Source organism: Clostridium sp. HGF2, from assembly GCF_964240115.1.
GTDB classification, from domain to species: Bacteria; Bacillota_I; Bacilli_A; order Erysipelotrichales; family Erysipelotrichaceae; genus Clostridium_AQ; species Clostridium_AQ innocuum.
The window spans coordinates 46758-67350 of record NZ_CAXSSO010000015.1 but is presented as its reverse complement, the minus strand read 5'-3'; the positions used below and the strand labels follow the sequence as shown (position 1 = coordinate 67350).

34 protein-coding genes and 1 pseudogene are annotated in these 20593 nt (G+C 44.1%); 34 read left to right on the top strand and 1 reads right to left on the bottom strand.

Features of this window, described 5'->3' with window-relative positions; all coding sequences use genetic code 11:
• Nucleotides 1-258 precede the first annotated feature (258 nt).
• From rpsJ to ACESPQ_RS19065, 34 genes and pseudogenes are all read left to right on the top strand, one after another.
• Complete coding sequence (rpsJ, locus tag ACESPQ_RS19230) at nt 259-570, top strand: 30S ribosomal protein S10 (RefSeq protein ID WP_002607415.1); 312 nt, start codon at nt 259-261, stop codon at nt 568-570.
• A 10-nt stretch (nt 571-580) separates the two neighbouring features.
• A complete protein-coding gene (gene rplC / locus ACESPQ_RS19225) occupies nt 581-1270 on the top strand; it encodes a 50S ribosomal protein L3 (RefSeq protein ID WP_054344469.1) in 690 nt (229 codons plus the stop codon).
• Between the two features lie 3 nt (nt 1271-1273).
• Nucleotides 1274-1903, top strand: a complete 630-nt coding sequence (gene rplD, locus ACESPQ_RS19220; protein WP_002607417.1) for a 50S ribosomal protein L4 — start codon at nt 1274-1276, stop codon at nt 1901-1903.
• Nucleotides 1903-2199 carry a 50S ribosomal protein L23 gene (gene rplW / locus ACESPQ_RS19215; protein ID WP_002607418.1) on the top strand — a complete coding sequence of 99 codons (297 nt, stop codon included), beginning with the start codon at nt 1903-1905 and terminating at the stop codon, nt 2197-2199. The genes rplD and rplW overlap by 1 nt, the downstream gene beginning before the upstream one ends.
• A gap of 59 nt (nt 2200-2258) precedes the next feature.
• Nucleotides 2259-3092, top strand: a complete 834-nt coding sequence (gene rplB, locus ACESPQ_RS19210) for a 50S ribosomal protein L2 (RefSeq protein WP_002607419.1) — start codon at nt 2259-2261, stop codon at nt 3090-3092.
• Between the two features lie 19 nt (nt 3093-3111).
• Entirely contained in the window at nt 3112-3390 is a 279-nt protein-coding gene (rpsS, locus tag ACESPQ_RS19205; RefSeq protein ID WP_002607420.1) for a 30S ribosomal protein S19, read from the top strand.
• 15 nt (nt 3391-3405) lie between these two features.
• A complete protein-coding gene (gene rplV / locus ACESPQ_RS19200) occupies nt 3406-3741 on the top strand; it encodes a 50S ribosomal protein L22 (RefSeq protein ID WP_002607421.1) in 336 nt (111 codons plus the stop codon).
• An 11-nt stretch (nt 3742-3752) separates the two neighbouring features.
• Nucleotides 3753-4385, top strand: a pseudogene (gene rpsC, locus ACESPQ_RS19195) (30S ribosomal protein S3); the annotation flags it as partial.
• Nucleotides 4386-4547: 162 nt separating this feature from the next.
• Complete coding sequence (gene rplP, locus ACESPQ_RS19190; protein WP_002607423.1) at nt 4548-4964, top strand: 50S ribosomal protein L16; 417 nt, start codon at nt 4548-4550, stop codon at nt 4962-4964.
• A gap of 2 nt (nt 4965-4966) precedes the next feature.
• On the top strand, nt 4967-5167 hold the full coding sequence (gene rpmC, locus ACESPQ_RS19185; protein ID WP_002607424.1) for a 50S ribosomal protein L29: 201 nt from the start codon (nt 4967-4969) through the stop codon (nt 5165-5167).
• A gap of 16 nt (nt 5168-5183) precedes the next feature.
• Nucleotides 5184-5444 carry a 30S ribosomal protein S17 gene (rpsQ, locus tag ACESPQ_RS19180; protein WP_002607425.1) on the top strand — a complete coding sequence of 87 codons (261 nt, stop codon included), beginning with the start codon at nt 5184-5186 and terminating at the stop codon, nt 5442-5444.
• A gap of 17 nt (nt 5445-5461) precedes the next feature.
• Nucleotides 5462-5830, top strand: coding sequence for a 50S ribosomal protein L14 (rplN, locus tag ACESPQ_RS19175; RefSeq protein ID WP_002607426.1), 369 nt, complete (start codon nt 5462-5464; stop codon nt 5828-5830).
• 12 nt (nt 5831-5842) lie between these two features.
• Nucleotides 5843-6166 carry a 50S ribosomal protein L24 gene (gene rplX, locus ACESPQ_RS19170; RefSeq protein ID WP_002607427.1) on the top strand — a complete coding sequence of 108 codons (324 nt, stop codon included), beginning with the start codon at nt 5843-5845 and terminating at the stop codon, nt 6164-6166.
• A gap of 12 nt (nt 6167-6178) precedes the next feature.
• Nucleotides 6179-6718 carry a 50S ribosomal protein L5 gene (gene rplE, locus ACESPQ_RS19165; protein ID WP_002607428.1) on the top strand — a complete coding sequence of 180 codons (540 nt, stop codon included), beginning with the start codon at nt 6179-6181 and terminating at the stop codon, nt 6716-6718.
• Nucleotides 6719-6734: 16 nt separating this feature from the next.
• Nucleotides 6735-6920: a type Z 30S ribosomal protein S14 gene (locus ACESPQ_RS19160; protein ID WP_002607429.1), complete on the top strand. Its 186-nt coding sequence runs from the start codon at nt 6735-6737 to the stop codon at nt 6918-6920.
• 21 nt (nt 6921-6941) lie between these two features.
• Nucleotides 6942-7337 (top strand): 30S ribosomal protein S8, encoded by a 396-nt coding sequence (gene rpsH, locus ACESPQ_RS19155; protein ID WP_002607430.1) that lies wholly within the window; start codon nt 6942-6944, stop codon nt 7335-7337.
• Between the two features lie 21 nt (nt 7338-7358).
• Nucleotides 7359-7904, top strand: coding sequence for a 50S ribosomal protein L6 (gene rplF / locus ACESPQ_RS19150; protein WP_002607431.1), 546 nt, complete (start codon nt 7359-7361; stop codon nt 7902-7904).
• 21 nt (nt 7905-7925) lie between these two features.
• The gene (rplR, locus tag ACESPQ_RS19145) at nt 7926-8282 is read left to right on the top strand and encodes a 50S ribosomal protein L18 (RefSeq protein ID WP_002607432.1); all 357 of its coding nucleotides are present in this window, start codon (nt 7926-7928) and stop codon (nt 8280-8282) included.
• A 12-nt stretch (nt 8283-8294) separates the two neighbouring features.
• The gene (rpsE, locus tag ACESPQ_RS19140; RefSeq protein ID WP_002607433.1) at nt 8295-8807 is read left to right on the top strand and encodes a 30S ribosomal protein S5; all 513 of its coding nucleotides are present in this window, start codon (nt 8295-8297) and stop codon (nt 8805-8807) included.
• Between the two features lie 15 nt (nt 8808-8822).
• Nucleotides 8823-9263 carry a 50S ribosomal protein L15 gene (rplO, locus tag ACESPQ_RS19135; RefSeq protein ID WP_002607434.1) on the top strand — a complete coding sequence of 147 codons (441 nt, stop codon included), beginning with the start codon at nt 8823-8825 and terminating at the stop codon, nt 9261-9263.
• 23 nt (nt 9264-9286) lie between these two features.
• Nucleotides 9287-10570 (top strand): preprotein translocase subunit SecY, encoded by a 1284-nt coding sequence (gene secY, locus ACESPQ_RS19130; RefSeq protein WP_373144766.1) that lies wholly within the window; start codon nt 9287-9289, stop codon nt 10568-10570.
• 4 nt (nt 10571-10574) lie between these two features.
• A complete protein-coding gene (locus tag ACESPQ_RS19125) occupies nt 10575-11237 on the top strand; it encodes an adenylate kinase (protein ID WP_373144771.1) in 663 nt (220 codons plus the stop codon).
• A 2-nt stretch (nt 11238-11239) separates the two neighbouring features.
• Entirely contained in the window at nt 11240-12013 is a 774-nt protein-coding gene (gene map, locus ACESPQ_RS19120; RefSeq protein WP_002607437.1) for a type I methionyl aminopeptidase, read from the top strand.
• Nucleotides 12006-12224: a translation initiation factor IF-1 gene (infA, locus tag ACESPQ_RS19115; protein ID WP_002607438.1), complete on the top strand. Its 219-nt coding sequence runs from the start codon at nt 12006-12008 to the stop codon at nt 12222-12224. The genes map and infA overlap by 8 nt, the downstream gene beginning before the upstream one ends.
• A gap of 24 nt (nt 12225-12248) precedes the next feature.
• Nucleotides 12249-12365 (top strand): 50S ribosomal protein L36, encoded by a 117-nt coding sequence (gene rpmJ, locus ACESPQ_RS19110; RefSeq protein ID WP_008979808.1) that lies wholly within the window; start codon nt 12249-12251, stop codon nt 12363-12365.
• 15 nt (nt 12366-12380) lie between these two features.
• Nucleotides 12381-12746, top strand: a complete 366-nt coding sequence (gene rpsM / locus ACESPQ_RS19105; protein WP_002607439.1) for a 30S ribosomal protein S13 — start codon at nt 12381-12383, stop codon at nt 12744-12746.
• Nucleotides 12747-12767: 21 nt separating this feature from the next.
• Nucleotides 12768-13166: a 30S ribosomal protein S11 gene (gene rpsK / locus ACESPQ_RS19100; RefSeq protein WP_002607440.1), complete on the top strand. Its 399-nt coding sequence runs from the start codon at nt 12768-12770 to the stop codon at nt 13164-13166.
• A 28-nt stretch (nt 13167-13194) separates the two neighbouring features.
• On the top strand, nt 13195-14154 hold the full coding sequence (locus ACESPQ_RS19095) for a DNA-directed RNA polymerase subunit alpha (protein ID WP_008726983.1): 960 nt from the start codon (nt 13195-13197) through the stop codon (nt 14152-14154).
• Nucleotides 14155-14181: 27 nt separating this feature from the next.
• The gene (rplQ, locus tag ACESPQ_RS19090) at nt 14182-14547 is read left to right on the top strand and encodes a 50S ribosomal protein L17 (RefSeq protein WP_002607442.1); all 366 of its coding nucleotides are present in this window, start codon (nt 14182-14184) and stop codon (nt 14545-14547) included.
• A gap of 402 nt (nt 14548-14949) precedes the next feature.
• Nucleotides 14950-16116, top strand: coding sequence for a D-alanyl-D-alanine carboxypeptidase family protein (locus ACESPQ_RS19085; protein ID WP_373144764.1), 1167 nt, complete (start codon nt 14950-14952; stop codon nt 16114-16116).
• A gap of 212 nt (nt 16117-16328) precedes the next feature.
• Nucleotides 16329-17315, top strand: a complete 987-nt coding sequence (locus tag ACESPQ_RS19080; protein ID WP_002607444.1) for a M15 family metallopeptidase — start codon at nt 16329-16331, stop codon at nt 17313-17315.
• Nucleotides 17312-18490: a CapA family protein gene (locus ACESPQ_RS19075; RefSeq protein ID WP_002607445.1), complete on the top strand. Its 1179-nt coding sequence runs from the start codon at nt 17312-17314 to the stop codon at nt 18488-18490. The genes ACESPQ_RS19080 and ACESPQ_RS19075 overlap by 4 nt, the downstream gene beginning before the upstream one ends.
• The gene (locus ACESPQ_RS19070) at nt 18487-19068 is read left to right on the top strand and encodes an O-methyltransferase (protein ID WP_008818601.1); all 582 of its coding nucleotides are present in this window, start codon (nt 18487-18489) and stop codon (nt 19066-19068) included. Before ACESPQ_RS19075 ends, ACESPQ_RS19070 begins: the two co-directional genes overlap by 4 nt.
• 125 nt (nt 19069-19193) lie before the next feature.
• Complete coding sequence (locus ACESPQ_RS19065) at nt 19194-19895, top strand: ribonuclease E inhibitor RraB (RefSeq protein ID WP_002607447.1); 702 nt, start codon at nt 19194-19196, stop codon at nt 19893-19895.
• Nucleotides 19896-20035: 140 nt separating this feature from the next.
• On the opposite strand, the gene ACESPQ_RS19060 is transcribed toward ACESPQ_RS19065, so the two are convergent.
• Nucleotides 20036-20542 (bottom strand): hypothetical protein, encoded by a 507-nt coding sequence (locus ACESPQ_RS19060; RefSeq protein WP_233105547.1) that lies wholly within the window; start codon nt 20540-20542, stop codon nt 20036-20038.
• Nucleotides 20543-20593 lie beyond the last annotated feature (51 nt).

Genomic DNA, 20593 nt, shown 5'->3' with positions numbered 1-20593 from the left:
TTTCATCAAAAAAACATGTAAACGCTCTCATAAACTGCTGATTTTCAGCAGGAAACGCATTCGGAAAAGATTATGAAAAAAACTAAAAAAAGCCGTAAATAACGCTTGTAATCAACATTTGGATGTGTTAGAATATTATCACGACCGCAAGGACATGCGAGGTTGCCGACCCACTGAGAAACGTTGTCATGGACGGCGAGGTCGGGGAATTCGCATCGAGCGAGTCTATAGTCCATATAGGCGAAAGGAGATATATTCATGGCAAAAAATAGCGTAAGAATTCGCTTAAAAGCTTATGAGCACAGAATCTTGGATGCATCCGCAGAAAAGATCGTGCAAGCGGCACAAGCTCACGGTGCTAAAAAAATTGTTGGACCAGTACCTCTTCCAACTGAAAAGCAGGTGGTTACAATCCTGCGTGCGGTACACAAATACAAAGATTCTCGCGAGCAGTTCGAGATCAGAACGCACAAACGTTTAATTGAGATTGTCGGACCTACAGCAGAAACAATCGACTCACTGAGTCGTCTGGAGCTGCCTAGTGGTGTTGACATCGAAATTAAGCTGTAATGGAGGTGACATCATGAAAGGTATTCTAGGACGCAAACTTGGGATGACACAGGTCTTCACAGAGGATGGAACACTGATTCCTGTAACTGTAGTTGAGGCTTGTCCAAATGTTGTATTACAGAAGAAAACAGTGGAAAACGACGGATACGAAGCTGTGCAGTTAGGTTTTGAAGATGTTAAAGAAACACGCAGCACAAAAGGTGAAGCCGGACATGCTGCGAAAGCAAACACTGCTCCAAAAAGATTTGTCAAGGAAGTTCGCGACAGCGAATTTGCTGATCTGGAGCTGGGTGCTGAGGTTAACGTAGGAATCTTCAGTGCCGGAGAAACAGTAGATGTTATCGGTACATCCAAGGGTAAGGGATTCATGGGTACGATTGTTCGTAACAATGCGAAAATCGGTCCTAAGAGCCATGGTTCCGGACACCACAGACATATCGGTTCCCTTGCTACAAACGGTATTACCTCTCGTCAGGGTAAAATCTTAAAGGGTACGATGATGGCTGGTCAGGAAGGTGGTTACAGAACTACAAACCAGAACCTGACAGTGATCAAGGTTGACGTTGAAAACAACTACTTATTGATTAAAGGAAACGTGCCTGGGCCAAAACGTGGAATGGTTATGGTGCGCACTGCTAAATGTTCCAAGGGCAATACAGAACCTGTAACATTAGTGGATTACACGAAAGAGGAGGAATAAAAGATGCCTAAGATGGTCGTATTAAGCCAAACTGGTAAAGAGCTGAATGAAATCACTCTTGCAGATACAGTATTTGGCATCGAGCCAAATCAGCAATGTATCTTCGATGCTGTCATTATGCAGAGAGCATCTATGCGTCAGGGTACTCACGATACCAAAAACCGTACAGAAGTACGCGGTGGTGGACGTAAGCCTTGGCGTCAGAAGGGAACCGGACGTGCTCGTCAGGGATCCATTCGTGCCACACAGTGGAGAGGCGGAGGAATCGTATTCGGTCCGACTCCTAGAAACTATGGCTACAAGCTGAACAAAAAAGTTCGTCGTCTGGCTCTGAAATCAGCTCTGTCTGAAAAAGTGCTGGAAAACGCAATGAGCGTTGTGGACAAGTTTGAGCTGGAAGCTCCGAAAACAAAAGCTTTCAATCAGATTGTCGCTGATATCAACGCACCTAAGAAAACCTTATTCGTAGTATCTGAAGGTGAAGATTTTGAAAACGCATTCCTGAGCATGAGGAACATCCCTACTATGATGATGCTTACTGCTGATGGATTAAATGTTTACGATATCGTAAATGCTAACAAAATCGTCTTTACAGAAGCTGCTGTGAAAGATGTTGAGGAGGCACTTGCATAATGGAAAACTACAAGGATATCATCATCCGTCCGATCATCACTGAAAAAACGATGAGATACATGGACGCAGATAACAAAGTAACGTTTGAAGTTAAAAAGGGAACCAACAAAACACAGGTAAAACAGGCCGTGGAAGCAATCTTCGGTGTCGATGTTGAGAAAGTGAACATCGTAAATGTGAAACCGAAAACCAAGAGAATGGGTAAATATGTTGGTACTACCAAGAATGTCCGTAAAGCCTATGTGAAAATCAAGGAAGGTCAGGACATCAACTTATTCGGCGAAGAAGCTGAATAATATCAGGAAGAAGCACGCTATTTCCTGACTAAATATTGCGTAAGGAGGAAATTGACACTATGCCAATTAAGAAGTATAAGCCGACCACTCCAGGTCGTCGTGGTATGACTAGTCTGTCCTATGAAGAAATTACGACAGACAAGCCTGAAAAAAGTCTGCTGGAGCCGTTAAAGAGCAAAGGTGGACGTAACAATAACGGACGTATCACAACCCGTCATCAGGGTGGTGGACACAAGAGAGCTTACCGTGTTATCGATTTTAAGAGAAACAAAGACGGTGTTCCTGCTCGTGTGGCTACGATTGAATACGATCCAAACCGTTCCGCTAACATCGCTCTGTTGAACTATGCAGACGGTGAAAAGCGTTACATCATCGCTCCAAAGGGATTAACTGTTGGTATGACAGTAGTTTCCGGTGAAGGTGCCGACATCAAGGTCGGTAACGCAATGGAGCTGAAAGATATCCCTGAAGGTACTTTCATTCACAATATTGAATTAAAGCCAGGTAAGGGTGGCCAGATGGCTCGTTCCGCTGGAACATCTGCTCAGATCCTTGGTATTGAAGAAAAATACACAACGGTTCGTTTGGCTTCTGGTGAAGTTCGTAGAATTCTGTCTAATTGCCGTGCTACAATCGGTCAGGTTGGTAACGAAGACCACAGTCTGGTAAACTACGGTAAAGCCGGACGTATGAGATGGAAGGGTGTTCGCCCGACTGTTCGTGGTTCCGTTATGAACCCTAATGATCACCCTCATGGTGGTGGTGAAGGACGTACTCCAGTAGGGCGTAAATCTCCAATGACACCTTGGGGTAAGAAAGCTATGGGTGTGAAAACACGTAAAGCGAAAAAAGCGTCAACGAAACTGATCGTTCGTCGTCGTAATGGCAAATAGGCAAAGGAGGAAATGAAAAATGAGTCGTAGTCTTAAAAAAGGCCCGTTCTGTGATGACCACTTAATGAAAAAAGTGGATGAGCTGAACAAAGCCGGTAAAAAACAAGTTATCAAAACCTGGTCACGTCGTTCAACTATATTCCCTCAGTTTGTGGAACATACATTTGCCGTTTACAACGGTAAGGAGCACCTGCCTGTTTACGTTACAGAAGATATGGTAGGACACAAGCTTGGTGAATTCGTGCCAACCCGTAAATACGGTGGTCACGGCGATAATGACAAGAAAGCTAAACGATAAGGAGGAAACGTTATAATGGAAGTTAAGTCAACAGCGAAAACATTACGTATCCCACCTAGAAAAGCTCGTATTGTTATCGATTTAATCCGTGGGAAAGATGCTGCTGAAGCAGCTGCAATCTTGAAGTTCACACCGAACGTTGCAGCGGAAGCAGTTGGTAAGGTATTGAAATCTGCAGTAGCAAATGCAGTGAATAACCATGATATGGATGAAGAAAAGCTGTACGTAAAGGCATGCTATGCAAACGAGGGTGTAACTCTGAAACGTTTCATGCCACGTGCAAAAGGATCTGCTAGTGCGATCCACAAACGCACCAGCCACATTACTGTTGTGGTTGACGAGCGTGATTAAGGAGGTAGCTCATGGGACAGAAAGTTAGTCCGATCGGATTGCGTGTCGGTGTCATCCGTGACTGGGAGTCCAGATGGTACGCTGACAAGGATTATGCCGATTTATTATTGGAAGATGTAAAGATTCGTGAATTCCTGTTCGCTGAGTGCAAGAATGCATCAGTGTCCAGAGTTGAGATCGAACGTTCTAAAAACCGTGTGGAAATCATGATCCGTACCGCTCGTCCAGGTGTGATCATCGGGACAAACGGTGAAAACGTTGAAATGCTGAAGAAAAAAGTTGAGAAGCTGACTGGTGGAAAGAACATCTACCTGAAGGTTCTGGAAATTGCAAACCCGGATCTGGACGCAAAACTGGTTGCCCGCAGCATTGCGGATCAGCTGGAGCAGCGTGCTTCCTTCCGTACTGCACAGAAGAAAGCAATCCAGAGAACGATGCGTGCCGGTGCAAAAGGTATTAAGACAGCTGTATCCGGTCGTTTAGGCGGAGCTGATATGGCTCGTACCGAAGGCTACAGCGAAGGTGTTGTACCTCTGCACACACTGCGTGCAGATATCGATTATGCTTGGGAAGAAGCATCTACGACTTACGGTCGTTTAGGTGTAAAGGTTTGGATTTGCCGTGGTGAAGTTCTGCCAGGACAGATGGTTCAGGAACCGGAAGCTCCGAAGAACAACATGAACGACAGACGCCGCAATCGCCGTGGTAATCGTGGTGGAAACAGAAACAACAGCCAGAGAAACAATAACAACAGAAACTCTGCTGGTGGAAATGCTCCTAGAAAAGCGGAAGGAGGAAAATAATTTATGTTAATGCCTAAGAGAACTAAATATAGAAGACCTCACCGTTTAAGCTACGAGGGACGTGCAAAAGCCGGTCGTGAAGTATCTTTTGGTGAATATGGTCTAATGGCTGACACTGGTGCTTACGTCAGCAACCGTCAGATCGAGGCCGCTCGTATTGCCATGACTCGTTACATGAAGCGTGGTGGTAAGGTTTGGATCCGTATCTTCCCTCACATGGCAAGAACGAAAAAACCTCTTGAAGTACGTATGGGTTCTGGTAAGGGTGCTCCTGAAGGATGGGTAGCAGTTGTAAAACCGGGCCGTGTTATGTTTGAAATCGCCGGTGTACCTGAAGAAGTGGCACGTGAGGCATTCCGTCTTGCTGCTCACAAGCTGCCGGTGAAGACAAAATTTGTTGTTAGAAAAGGAGAGAAGTAATTATGACAGCGAAAGAGATCAGAGAAAAAAGCAACACTGAATTATTACAAGAGATCGAAACGCTTAAAGATGAACTTTTTAATCTTCGTTTCCAACAAGCTACAGGTCAGTTGACAAACACTGCACGTATGAAGACAGTGAAAAAGACAATTGCCCGTATCAAAACTGTGATGACTGAGCGCGAGCTTGGTAGTCAGGATTAAGGAGGATCACTAAGTTATGGAAAGATCTAACCGTAAAGTATATCGCGGGACTGTAGTTTCCGACAAGATGGATAAGACAATTACTGTTATTGTTGAAACAAAGAAAACACACCCGTTATACGGAAAACGTGTAAAATATTCTAAGAAATTCAAAGCGCATGACGAAAACAATGAAGCTAGAATGGGAGACAAGGTAGAAATCATGGAAACACGTCCATTGTCTGCTACCAAAAGATTCCGTCTGGTGAAAATCGTCGAAAAAGCTGTACAGCTGTAATCAGGAGGTAGACATTCATGATCCAGAATGAAAGTAGATTACGCGTCGCTGACAACACGGGAGCCAAAGAAGTTCTGGTTATCCGCTGCTTAGGCGGAAGCGTTCGTAAGTTTTCAAACATCGGGGATATCGTTGTCTGTGCTGTAAAGCAGGCTGCTCCTGGTGGAACTGTAAAAAAAGGTGATGTTGTCAAGGGTGTAATCGTACGTACAAAACGTGGCGTTCGCCGTGACAACGGAACATACATCAAATTTGATGACAATGCGGTTGTCCTGATCAAGGACGACAATACACCGCGTGGAACTCGTATTTTCGGACCTGTTGCACGTGAGCTGCGTGACAAGGACTTCATGAAAATTGTGTCTTTGGCACCAGAAGTACTGTAAGGAGGTGTCTTTGTGAAAATCAAAAAAGGTGATAAGGTTCAGGTTATTACAGGTGCTTACAAGGGCACTATCGGTGAAGTAACCAAAGTTTTCCCTAAGGAAGACAAAGTAATCGTGGAAGGTGTCAACCTGGTGAAGAAGCATCTGAAGCCTACACAGGCAAATCCGGATGGCGGAATCATCGAGAAGGAAGCTCCGATCCATGTATCCAACGTAATGGCTTACGATTCCAAAGCGAAGAAGGCAAGCCGTGTCGGTTATGAAACAAAAACTGACAAAAAAGGTAACACAGAAAAGGTACGCGTCTACAAAAAAACCGGCGCTGAAGTTAAGTAGGGAGGCTAAAGGATGAATCGCCTAGAACAGAAATATAAAGAGGTCGTAACACCAAGCCTGATGAAGAAATTCAACTACAAATCAGTCATGGAAGTACCTCACGTAGATAAAATCGTTATCAATATGGGTATCGGTGAAGCTATTTCAAACCCAAAAGTGCTGGATGAAGCAGTTGCTGAGCTGGCACAGATCACCGGACAGGCTCCGGTAATCACAAAAGCTAAGAAGTCCATCGCAAACTTCAAACTTCGTGAAGGAATGCCGATCGGATGTAAGGTTACTCTGAGAAAAGAAAAAATGTATGATTTCATGGATAAGCTGATGAACATCTCACTGCCTCGTGTACGTGACTTCCGCGGTGTCAGTGCCACTTCCTTTGACGGTCGTGGAAACTACACTCTGGGTGTAAAGGAACAGCTGATCTTCCCGGAAATCGATTACGATAAGATCAACAAGGTTCGCGGTATGGATATCGTTATTGTTACGACAGCCAACACGAACGAAGAAGCAAAGGCACTGCTGGAAGAAATGGGCATGCCTTTCAAGAAATAGGAGGACTTAGACGTATATGGCAAAAAAAGCAATGGTTAACAAATCAAAACGTCCTCAGAAGTACAAAGTGCGCGAGTACACCAGATGTGAGCGTTGTGGACGTCCTCACTCAGTTTTACGTAAATACAAACTCTGCCGTATTTGCTTCCGTGAGCTGGCTTACAAAGGTCAGATCCCGGGTGTGAAAAAGGCAAGTTGGTAGTCAGATAGGAGGAATACAGTCATGATTATGACAGATCCGATTGCAGATATGCTTACCAGAGTTCGTAACGCGCTTCAGGCTCGTCACGAAACAGTGGAAATTCCTGCAAACAAAGAAAAAGTTGAAATCGCTAAGATTTTAAAGAATGAAGGATTCATCACAGACTATACAGTCGATGGTGATGTTAAGAAAACCATCACAGTTACTCTGAAATATGGTCCTAACAACGAAAAAGTAATCAACGGGCTGAAGAGAATCTCAAAACCAGGCTTACGTGTTTATGCAAAGGTGGACTCCATTCCTCGCGTAATGAACGGACTGGGAATTGCAATCATCTCTACATCCCACGGTGTGATAACAGATAAAGAAGCAAAAGCTAAACATGTTGGCGGTGAAGTCATCGCTTACGTTTGGTAAGAGCTTAACGGAGGTAAGAAAATGTCACGTATCGGTAATAAAGCGATTACCATTCCTGCCGGCGTTGAAGTAACCATCGCTGCCGGGAATGAGGTGACTGTTAAAGGTTCCAAGGGAACTTTAACTCGTCAGTTTAACCCTGCTTTGGGAATCAAGGTAGAAGAAAATGTATTGACAGTAACTCGTCCTAACGACGAAAAGCATGTGAAACAGCTGCATGGTACAACCCGTGCATTGCTGGCAAACATGGTGGAAGGTGTGTCCGAAGGCTTTACAAAGGAACTGGAACTGGTAGGTATCGGTTTCCGTGCTGCTGTAAGCGGAAGCAAGCTGACCTTAAACGTTGGGTACTCCCACCCGGTTGAGTTCGCTGTAGAAGACGGTCTGAAGGTAGAATGCTCTTCTGCTACGGATATCAAAGTATCAGGAATTGACAAACAACGCGTTGGTGAATTCGCTGCAAACATTCGTGCTGTGAGAAAACCAGAACCTTACAAAGGAAAAGGTATTCGCTATAAAGGTGAATATGTTCGTCGTAAGGAAGGTAAAACAGCAGGTAAGAAATAGTGGGAAAGGAGAAATTGAACAATGCTTAAGAAAGTTTCTAGAAATGACGAGCGTATGCGCCGTCACGTGCGTGTTCGTACCAAAATCAGCGGTACTCCTGAATGTCCCCGCCTGAACGTTTTCCGTTCAAACAGCAACATTCACGCGCAGATCATTGATGATGTTAACGGTGTAACCCTGGCATCTGCAAGTAGTGTAGAATTAAAGTTAGAAAACGGTGGAAATGTTGAAGCCGCTAAAACTGTAGGAACAGAAATTGCAAAGCGTGCAATTGAAAAGAACATCACTGGTGTCGTATTCGATCGTGGTGGATATGTTTACACAGGGCGTGTAAAGGCATTGGCCGAAGCAGCAAGAGTTGCTGGCTTGAAATTTTAGGAGGTTATGCGAATGGAACGTAGACCAAGAAGAAATCGCGATGCTGAAAAAGAATTTGAAGAACGCGTAGTTACCATTAACCGTGTAACAAAGGTAGTCAAGGGTGGACGTCGTTTCCGCTTTGCAGCTCTGGTTGTTATCGGTGACAAGAAGGGCCGCGTCGGCTTTGGTACAGGTAAAGCCAACGAAGTACCTGATGCAATTAAGAAAGCAATCGAAGATGCTAAGAAGAATGTCTTCACAGTACCTGTTGTAGGAACTACAATTCCTCATGCAATCACTGGAAGATACGGAGCTGGAGAAGTATTCCTGCGTCCTGCTTCTGAAGGTACCGGAGTTATCGCCGGTGGTCCTGTTCGTGCAGTCCTGGAGCTGGCTGGTATCAACGATATCCTTTCCAAGTGTCTGGGAAGCCGTACACCAATCAACATGGTTCGTGCTACGATCTCTGCCCTGAAAGATCTGAAAACGATCGAGGAAGTTGCTCGTCTCCGTGGTAAAAAACCAGAAGAAATTCGCGGTTAATAGGAGGATTAGAACATGAAATTACATGAAATGAAATATACTGAAGGAGCTAGACAGAAAAGCTACCGTGTTGGTCGCGGTCATGGCTCCGGAAATGGTAAAACAGCAGGAAAGGGTCATAAAGGACAGAAAGCAAGATCTGGCGGAGGCGTTCGTTTAGGTTTTGAAGGTGGTCAGACACCACTTGCTAGACGTTTACCAAAACGTGGATTTACAAACTTCAATCGCAAGGAATATGCTATCGTAAACGTTGCATCCCTGAACGGGTTTGAAGACGGTACGGAAGTAACTCCGGAATTGTTGATTGAATGTGGATTAGTAAAGAAAGAACTGGATGGTATTAAAATCCTGGGCGAAGGTGAATTGGAGAAGAAGCTGAGCGTAAAAGCAAACAAATTCTCTAAATCAGCAATCGCTACCATTGAGCAGGCAGGCGGAAAAGCAGAGGTTATCTAATCATGTTTAGGACCTTTGCAGACATGTTCAAGAATAAAGATATTCGTAATCGAATATTCTTTACTCTTGCCATGTTGTTCGTCTTTCGCTTCGGTTCAGCAATCACTGTACCGGGCGTAGATGTAACCGAATTGATAAAAGGTATGCAGGACAGCTCACTATTTGCGATGATCAATATGCTGGGCGGTGGTGGTCTGGAGCAGCTTTCCATTTTTGCGATGGGTGTTGGTCCTTACATTACTGCCTCCATTATTATTCAGCTGTTATCCATGGATGTCATTCCCGCGCTTACCGAACTGGCTAAGGGCGGAGCAACCGGAAAGAAGCAGATTGACCGTTATACACGCTATCTGGCTGTCGTATTAAGCTTTTTCCAGGCATCCACACTGGTTTACAGTTTCTCCACACAGTATAAAACACTGCTGGTAAATGGAAGCGGATGGGCTTCTATTTTGTACGTTGCGACTCTGTTAACAGCAGGCAGCATGTTTATTCTGTGGATTGGAGACCGTATCAGCATGAAGGGAATTGGAAACGGTGTTTCCATGATCATTGCTGCCGGTATCATCTCCAGACTGCCATATCAGTTTACAACAGCATGGCAGACACTGGTGGATCAAAGCAACAGCAGTGCAACCTTCAATGGTATTCTGACATTCGGACTTTATATTGTGTCCTATCTGCTGATTATCGTATTCGTCGTCTTCATGCAGACAGCAGAACGTAAGATTCCGATTCAGTATACATCCAGTACTGTAACGACTCGTAAGAAGGACATGACTTACCTGCCGCTGAAAATCAATTCCGCCAGCGTAATTCCTGTCATCTTCGCATCCGCCATCATGGTTGCGCCGCTGCAGATCTGCAAAATGGTCTGGCCAGCAGCAGGCTGGGTCAAAACACTGGAAACCTATATGGGAATGCAGACTCCGGTCAGCCTTGTGATCTATGTGGTTTTGATACTGTTATTCACCTTCTTCTATACGAAGCTGCAGGTGGATCCGGAAAAAATCGCAGAGAACCTCGGAAAATCCGGTACGTATATCCCGGGAATCCGTCCGGGTACGGAGACCAAAGAATATGTTAACAAAGTATTGTGCAGAATCACGGTTCTGGGAGCAATCGGGCTTGCCTTTATCGCTGTTCTGCCGCATGCACTGCCTCTGATTCCAGGCATCAATCTTCCACAGTCAATGGGTATTGGTGGAACCGGAATCATCATCGTTGTCGGTGTGGCAATGGAAACGGTAAAACAGATCGAGGGACGCCTGACACAGAAATCCTACCGCGGATTCCTGCAGAGATAAAACGATAGAAGGTGAACCTATGAATATCCTGATTATGGGAGGACCTGGTGCCGGAAAAGGTACAATGTCTGCCAAAATCGTCGAGAAGTTTAACGTTAACCACATTTCCACGGGAGATATCTTCCGCAGTGAAATCGGAAAGGGAACAGCTCTTGGCATGGAGGCGAAAAGCTTCATGGATAAAGGACTGCTGGTTCCCGACGAAGTCGTTAACAATATGGTAAAGAGTTATCTGGAAAAGCTGGAAGACAAGAAAAACGGTTTCCTGCTGGACGGCTATCCGAGAACACTTGACCAGGCCAAAGCATTCGATGCACTGGCTGAAGGCAGCGAGCTTGCCATTGACAAAGTCATCGCACTTGAAATTGACTTTGAAAAGCTGGCAGATCGTGTAACCGGACGCCGCATTTGCAAGGAATGTGGAGAAATCTATCACATCAAATCAAAGCCGAGTAAAACCGACAATGTTTGCGATGTATGTGGTGGAGAATTATTCCAGCGCAAGGACGATACTGTGGAAAGCTTAACAGTGCGTCTGGAAGAGTACAGTTCACAGACGGCTCCGGTGCTTGACTATTATGATAGTAAGGGAATCGTCACAAGAATTGATGCGAGTCAGCCGATTGACAGCGTATGGAATGATACACTGACAGCTCTGGAGAAATAGGAATGGTGAAAGCCAAAACAAATCAGGAGTTGACAAAGATGAGAAAAGCGGGTATAATTGTTGCGCTTGCACATCGTGCAGCAAGTGCAGCAATGCAGCCCGGAATTACCACGCAGGAATTGGATAGAATCATTGAAAATGTGATTCTGGAAAACGGTGCAACACCGTCATTCAAGGGTCTGTACGGCTTTCCGGCAGCAGCCTGTATTTCTATAAATTCTGTCGTAGTACATGGTATCCCAGGCGATACCGTTTTATGCGACGGAGACATTGTTTCAGTAGATATCGGTGCCTGTTATCAGGGGTACCATGGAGACTCTGCCTGGACCTATGGCGTTGGCAAGCTCAGCGAGGAAGATCAGCGACTGATGCGTGTCAGTGAAGAATCCTTGTATGAAGGTTTAAAAATGGCCAGAGCGGGGAATCATTTAACTGATATTTCTCATGCAATCGGAGAATATGTGTTTACGCACGGATATTCGATTCCAAGAGACTATGCAGGACATGGTATTGGAACTTCTGTCCATGAAGATCCGACAGTTCCAAATTTTGGCCCAGCAGGCCGCGGCATCCTCCTGCAGGAGGGTATGACGCTGGCAGTGGAACCGATGGTTCACGCGGGCAAACCACAGACAAGAATGTTGAAGGATGGCTGGGGTGTCGTCACTAGAGACGGCAGCAAGGCAGCTCATTTCGAACACACGATTGTGATTACAAACCGTGGGTATGAAATACTCACAACACTGAATAAGGAGGAACGTCCAGATAATGGGTAAACAAGATGTTATTGAAATTGACGGAGTTGTTGTAGATACTCTGCCAAATGCAATGTTTAAGGTGAAACTGGCCAACGGACACGAAATTCTGGCTCACGTTTCTGGTAAAATCCGCATGCACTACATTCGCATTTTACCAGGGGACCGTGTTACCGTAGAGATTTCACCGTATGATTTAACACGTGGGCGTATAACATTCCGACACAAGTAAGTCGTGAATTAAGGAGGAAAACGCATGAAAGTAAGACCATCTGTCAAACCAATATGCGATAAGTGCCGCATTATCAAACGTAAAGGCCGCGTCATGGTTATTTGCGAAAATCCAAAACACAAACAGAGACAGGGAAACTAACGGAGGTGTAATGTAATGGCTCGTATTGCAGGTGTAGACTTACCACGCGATAAGCGCGTAGTAGTATCATTAACGTATATTTACGGTATCGGTCGCTCCACATCAGAAAAAATTCTGGCTAAAACTGGAATCAGCGAAGATATCCGTGTAAAAGACTTAACAGAAGATCAGGTAAATGCAATCCGTAACGAAATCGATGGTGTAAAGGTTGAAGGTGACCTGCGTCGTGAGGTTCAGTTAAACATCAAGCGTTTAATGGAAATCGGATGCTACCGTGGAATCCGTCACAGAAGAGGATTACCAGTACGCGGACAGCGTACAAAGACAAATGCTCGTACGCGTAAAGGTCCAGTTCGTACAGTAGCAAACAAAAAGAAATAGGACGATAGGAGGAAGTAAATAATGGCAAAGAACGTAAAAGCGAACTCACGTGGTAAACGTAAGGCACGCAAGAATATTGCTCGTGGAGTTGCACATGTCCACTCAACATTTAACAATACCATCGTTACTATTACTGATGAAAACGGAAATGCTGTAGCATGGTCTAGTGCTGGTGCTTTAGGATTCAAGGGATCTCGTAAATCCACTCCTTTCGCAGCACAGATGGCTGGAGAAGCTGCAGGAAAAGCAGCAATAGAGAATGGTATGAAAGTAATTGCAGTTAGCGTAAAGGGTCCGGGACCAGGACGTGAAGCAGCTGTAAGAGCTCTGCAGGTAGCAGGACTGGAAATCACATTAATTAACGATGTGACACCGATCCCGCACAACGGTTGTCGTCCACCTAAACGACCACGTGGTTAATGATTAACTGTAATTGAGGAGGTAAACTATGCAAAAATTCGAACGTGCACATTTTGAAGTAAAAGAATATGATGAATCTCAACATTACGGGAAGTTTGTGTTTGAACCTTTGGAAAGAGGTTTTGGTACAACCATTGGAAATGCACTAAGACGTGTTTTGCTCTCCTCTTTACCGGGAGCTGCCGTATTTTCAATTAAAGTTGATGGTGTTTACCACGAGTTCACTTCAATTCCTGGAATTGTAGAGGACGTAACGGCAATCATTTTAAATATCAAAACCCTTGTGATGAGTATTCAGGATGATGAAATTTATACCCTGCGTATCTCAAAACAGGGTCCAGGCGCAGTAACCGGTGCTGATATCATTTGCCCGGAAGGTGTGGAGGTAATAAGCAAGGACTTGCACATCTGTACACTGGAAGAGGGCGGAATGCTGGAAATGGAACTGCAGGCTCGTATTGGTCGCGGGTACGTGAGTGCTGACACAAACAAGCAGCTGTACCAGACACCAAATCAGCCTCTGGGAATCATTTACACAGATTCAATTTATACACCAATCGAAAAGGTATCCTATAATGTGGAGCCGACTCGTGTTGGACAGGATGCTCACTATGACAAGGTTGCTCTGGAAATCTGGACAGATTCTTCACTGAGTCCTGCAGAAGCCGTAGCACTTGCCAGCAAAATTCTGATCGACCATCTGGAGCTGCTGACGAATGTTCACGAAGCAGTAAACGATATGGAATCCGTGATGAAGGAAGCACAGGGTGAGGTACAGAATAAGGGACTTGTCATGATGATTGAAGACCTTGACTTATCCGTACGTTCCTATAACTGTTTGAAGCGTGCAGGAATCCAGACTGTGGAGGAACTGACGCAGAGAACAGAGGATGAAATGATGCGTGTAAGAAACCTGGGTAAGAAATCATTAAAGGAAGTTAAAGATAAGATCTATGATTTGGGACTGAGTTTCAAGTCATACGAATAAATATTCGCAAGGGAGGTTAATGGACCAATGTGGAATCGTAAATTAGGACGTAAAGCTGACCACCGTAAAGCTTTATTACGTAACATGGCGACATCCGTGATCGCTTACGGTCAGATTGAAACTACTGAAATGAAAGCAAAGGAACTTCGTTCCGTTGTTGATGAACTGATCACACTGGCAAAACGTGGAGACCTGCACGCTCGTCGTCAGGCTGCAAGCTTTGTACGTGATGTTGTTGTCAATGAAGAAACAGGACAGACTGCTCTGCAGAAGCTGTTTGAAGAAATCGGACCTGCTTATGCAGACCGTAAGGGTGGATATACTCGTGTTGTTAAGACAAGAGTACGTCGCGGAGACGCAGCACCTATGGCAATCATTGAATTAGTTAAATAAATAACATGAGAACTGCAACGCAAATCCATAGCGCTGCAGTTTTTTTATCCCTACGGTAATTTAGACATCCTTTTCTAGGACCAGTGACAAAGGCAGATCAGCTGTTAAACTGGAATTGTTTGACGAGGGCTCCTGTATGATCACAACTGTTATTTGCAGGCGATAATAGAATTCCTCCCGTATTAAATTTATGAATATGGAGGATTCATGCATTCGCATTAAACAAATAATCTTATGCGATAGACATATCATGTATTTGATGGAAAAAAAGAAATTGAATGCAGATCTGTGGTTTCGTTAACATACGATTCAGCAGTGTCTTTTTATATTGAAAAAAAGGTTACCTGTATTCATTTTACCTGCATTGTAGTATTATAGTGTAGTAAAGGATGTGGGTAGCTCATGCGAATGAAGAAAAAAGTTCTCATTGCCGGTATTGCGATAATACTTGCAGCTTCCGCCGTTGTTGGCTATATCTGGTCACAAAATCAAAAAAAGGAACAGGATTATGCAAAGATGGAGATAACATTCCAAAAGGATCGCCAGATTCTGGAATATGGGGAAAAGATAGACAGCCGCTCCTTTGTAAAGCATTCATTTGGTGAAGTGAAAACCTACCCGAACGTTAATACAAAGAAAACAGGTAATCAGACAATCACCTATGTATTGACCTATGAAGGGCAGACGAAAAAAATACCGTATACGGTTGAAGTAAAGGATACAAGAAAACCGACAATAAAGCTGAAGGAGAATCATATTACACTGGAATATGGGCAGAAGTATGATGTCGCAGATAATATAAAAAGCGTTCGTGATCCGATTGACGGACCCTTGAAGAAAGCAAACAAAAAAGCAGCCGGAAGCTATTGGATTGACAGCAAGCTGAATGTGTTGGAGGCAGGGAGCTACACCATCACCATACATGCACAGGATCTAAATGGAAACAGTGCAGAAAAAAAGTTTACGGTAATGGTAGAGAAAAAAACAGCGCCGGACCTGAAGGAAAAAAATCCTTCTTCTTCTGATGAAGCGTCATCATCACAGACAGAAGGTTCCGAAGCTGCATCTGTCGAGCCGTATTACGTCAACGGAGTGCTTCTGGTGAATAAAAAGCATGCACTGCCACAGAATTACGGAGGGATGGATTCCAATGCTTACGCAGCTCTGCAGCAGCTTCAGGCCGGAGCTGAGGCTGCTGGTTATTCCATGCCGCTGATCAGCGGCTATCGTTCCTATGCATATCAGGCTTCCTTGTATAACAGCTATGTCGCACAGGATGGACAGGAGCTTGCTGATACCTATTCAGCAAGACCGGGACATTCGGAGCATCAAAGCGGTCTTGCTTTTGACATCGGTGCCTTGGATAACGGGTATGGCAATACGCCGGGTGGAAGATGGCTGAATGCCCATTGTGCAGACTATGGCTTTATTCTGCGCTATCCGGCTGGTAAGGAAAGCATTACAGGCTATCAATACGAGCCATGGCATGTTCGCTACGTTGGGAAAGAAATCGCATCCCGGATTATGTCACAGGGGATCACGCTGGAGGAATATCTGGGAGATGTATAAGCATAGAAAATAAGTGAACTCTACATCCCTGTATAGAGTTCGCTTTTTTTCATTATGTCCGCCGCTTCATAAGACAGCCGTATTATTGAGGATAAACAGCATGCTTCCCATATATAATCTTAAGAAACAGGGAAGATTCACCTGCTTTTTGCGGATGTCACTGTACGAATAAACAGAAACTGTTATAATATGGTGGAGCGAGGGATGTACATATGAAAAAACAACTGATGATACTTATGACGGCAGCGCTTCTGCTTGCCGGCTGCAATTCCAACGAGGAAGAGGACGCCCTAAAACAGTATGGGGTAGAGGATACAAAAAGCTGTGATAATCTTGCGGCTGTGAAGCAGGCAGGTGACAAGCTTGTAAAGGACAAGGAAAGTGTCTACTGTGCCATCACAACAGATAAGAATCTGGATCAGGCAACTGCCTTTGTGAAAAAGGATTACGATGCGAAGCGCATCAGCGAGTTTTTAAATCTTCCATACTACCACAAGGAGTTAACCGAGCGCTATATTGCATACGATGACGGAAAAAGAGCAGTACAGGACATTGTTACGAAAGTTAATATCGGCTTGGATCAGCCATATTTCACCAACGTTGATATAATCAGGGATACTGATGATGTAGCACTGCTGGTTAATAAATATCACCGGCTGCCGGATGATTATGAGCCGCAGAATCTGGTAAAGACTCCGAATGCCTGTGTAATTGGAGAAGATTTTTCCTGTCAGAGCGAGCCTCAGTATCTACGCAAGGAGGTTGCGGATGCATTTTCCGAGCTGGTGAAGGCAGGAAAGGCAAAGCATATCAATATCAAGGCAATTGCAAGCTATCGCAGCTTTGCCTATCAGAAAAATCTGTATGATTATTATGAGCAGAGTCAGGGAAAGGAATATGCGGATAAATACTATGCCCGCCCGGGACAGAGTGAGCATAACAGCGCCCTTGCCGTGGATGTGACCATTAACAATGAAAATTTCAATGAAATTGAAAACTCAGAGCATTATGACTGGCTGCTTAAACATATCGCAGACTATGGCTTCATCCTGCGATACCCTGAGGATAAGGTGGATGTGACCGGTTATCAGTATGAATCCTGGCATCTGCGTTATGTCGGAAAGGATATTGCTAAGGAAATTGTGAAGCAGGGGCTTACACTGGATGAATATATTGCCAGAAAGGATGTGCAGAAATGAAAAAGCTTATGGTTTTGATGCTGAGTCTGCTGCTGTGTGCATGCAGTACATCAGAGAATAAAGAAAAAGAAACACCGAAAGAGGATCCGAAAAATGAAAATACAACGGTATCCTTTGTCGGAGTCGGAGATAATTTGATTCATGAAATGATATATAAGCAGGCGGATGCTGCTGCCGGTGAGATGAATGATGGAAAATATGATTTTACGGAAATGTATACGCATGTAAAGAAGGATATTCAGAAAGCGGATCTTGCTTATATCGATCAGGAATCCATTGTTGGTGGAGATGCGCTTGGTATCAGTGGCTATCCGACATTCAACACGCCTGCAGATATCGCTAAAAATGTTGCGGATACCGGCTTTGATATCGTGAATACGGCAAACAATCACTGTCTGGATAAATATCAGGAGGGAATCGATTATTCTCATGAAATCTGGGCAAAACAGAAGGGCATTATTACAGCTGGAACCTATACCTCCCAGAAGGATCGGGATACGATACGCACAATCAAACGCAAGGGAATCACATTTTCCTTTCTTGCCTATACCTATGGAACAAACGGAATTGAACCACCCAATCCCTACAGTGTTGCTTATTTCGATGAGGACCGGATTCGCGAGGATGTGAAGAAGGCAAAACAGCTCAGCGACGTTGTGATTGTTTCTGCGCATTGGGGTGATGAAAATGTTTCAGCCCCTACGGAGTTTCAAAAGAAGTATGCAAAGCTGTTTGCGGATTTGGGTGTTGATGTTGTTGTCGGTGAGCATCCGCATGTGATTCAGCCGGTAACATGGATGGATGGTAAGGATGGAAATAAGACGCTGGTCATTTACTCACTTGGCAATTTTCTGAATGGAATGCTGGATGTAAATAACGTTCTTGGCGGTATGATCCGTTTCGATTTTGTAAAAGACGCAAAAAGCAGTGAAATTTCCATCCAGAATGTGAAATGGGAACCACTGATTACACATTATACTGGAGATGCTGCGGATATTATGAATACGAGAAAGAATTTCACAGTATATAAGCTGAGTGATTACAGCGAGGAGCTGGCGGAACAGCATGGATTAAATGGTGTGGACGGACAGAAGGTTCGCCTGAATGATCTGTATGCGCGAACAAAAAAGGTGATTACAGAAATACCTGTTATAGAAAAAGGGGATACGAAATGACGCTGATAGAAGAAATGGAGATGTATGCGCACGAACATGATGTGCCGATTATGCAGAAGGAAGGCATTGATTTTATGTGCTCCTTTCTGAAGGAGCATAATCTAAAGCATGTGCTGGAAATCGGAAGTGCCATCGGCTATTCGGCAATCCGTATGGCAATGCTGGATATGGATATACAGATCACCACGATTGAACGGGATAAGGATCGCTATGATCAGGCTGTAGAGTATGTAAAAAGAAGCGGCTTGCAGGATCGGATCACACTGCTGTTTGGTGATGCACTGGAGACAGTCGTTGAGGGAAGCTTTGATATGCTGTTCATCGATGCGGCCAAGGCACAGTACACTAAGTTTTTCGAGCGCTATGAGCCATTGCTGAAAAAGGGCGGATATGTAATAACGGATAATCTGAAATTCCATGGTCTGGTAGAGCATCCGGAAAACATTAAAAGCCGCAATCTGCGTAGTCTGGTACGTAAAATCGGAAATTTTGTCGAGTATCTGAAGCAGCGTGAGGATTATGATACACAGTTTTATGATTTTGGAGACGGTGTGGGAATCAGCAGAAAAAAAGTGTGAGTATAGATCGGAAAGAAAAGGCGTAGCCGGTGCAGTAAGGAATGAAACTATTCCTGAAATTAAGCTATTTCATGTATCATTTCGCATGTTTTGTGATACAATAGAAACAAGAAAGTGGTGATACTATGAAAAAGATAATACCTGCACTGGCGGTAATTGCCGGAGCTGCGGCACTGGTTGCCTACAAGCTGAAAAAGGATGAGGAAAAACAGATCGTTGATCTTGATCAGGGACTTCTTGAGGATGAGGATGACCTGAATGAAATGGATATGGATGACGAAATTGAAGAAGGTCCGATCAGTGATCCCGCTTCCTGTATGGAGACTGTGAAAGAAGAAGCAGCAGATGCTGCAGAGGATTTGAAGGATCTTGCAAAGGATGCTTTTGAAGAAGGAAAAGAAGCAGCTGAGGATTTTGCGGATGCTGTGAAGGATCAGGCAGCGGAAGCAAAGGATATTGTTCAGGATGCTGCAGAGGAATTTGATACGGATTTTCCGTCTCTCCTGAAGAGTGAAACGGCAGCTCTGAAGGAGCAGGCAAAGAAATTGATGGATGACATGCTGCAGGAGGGGGACGTACATGAAAATGAGCGTCCGGTTCAGCACAGCGTGGTATTCCAGACAGCCGAGGATATGGATAGCTTTAAAAATGAGGTTATCAATAAGGGCTTTGTCATCACAAGAGGGGATGAAGACCTGGAGCTGATTGTATTGCATATCACTCCGATTGATGATGTCAAGCTGATGGGAAATATCTTGTATATTGCCGGCGAAGCGAAGCTGCATCATGGTAAATATCAGGGATGGAGCAGTAAGGTTATTTATTAAGCCATACAAATAGAAAGACGTCACATACTGCGGCGTCTTTTTCTCAGCTTTGAAACACTTGCTTTTATTCGCTGAATGCTCATAGCACAATAGAGATTCTTTTCGTAAAGAAAAACCCCGGTTTATGCGCCGGTTTTTTTTCAATCGATTAACACTGTTTCGTCTATGCGTTTCCCATGCTTATCGTAAAAACGTAATTGTGAAATACTTGAATAAGGCGGAAGGAAGTCATAGCTTTTGATAAGATAGGTATCCAGATTTGATAATCCATCCAGTGATATGGTGAGCTTATCTTTATCATTCTTGGAAGCACGCAAATCAAATTCATAGCGCTCTGCTTTCACGATACTGTTATCGATAAAGACGACGATACGGATATTATCGGGCGTTCCAACCTTCATATAGCCAAAAGGTGTATCAGATTCTCTGCCGCCTTCATAGGAATAGGATGAACCATCCTTCTTAAAAATCAACAGATGATAGGTGTCCCTTTGTTTTAGTAAATATAGTAAGCTTTGCTTATCTTCTATAACATTTAATTGCTCATGATTTTTATAATTATTGTTCATATAATCCTTTGGATCAACCGTATCCTTACTGAATTCACATGCGGATAAAATGAATGCGCAGGCGAATATAAATGACAACCTTATTTTGCTTTCGTTTTCTTATCTCCCGTTAAAGTAGAAATGACCTAT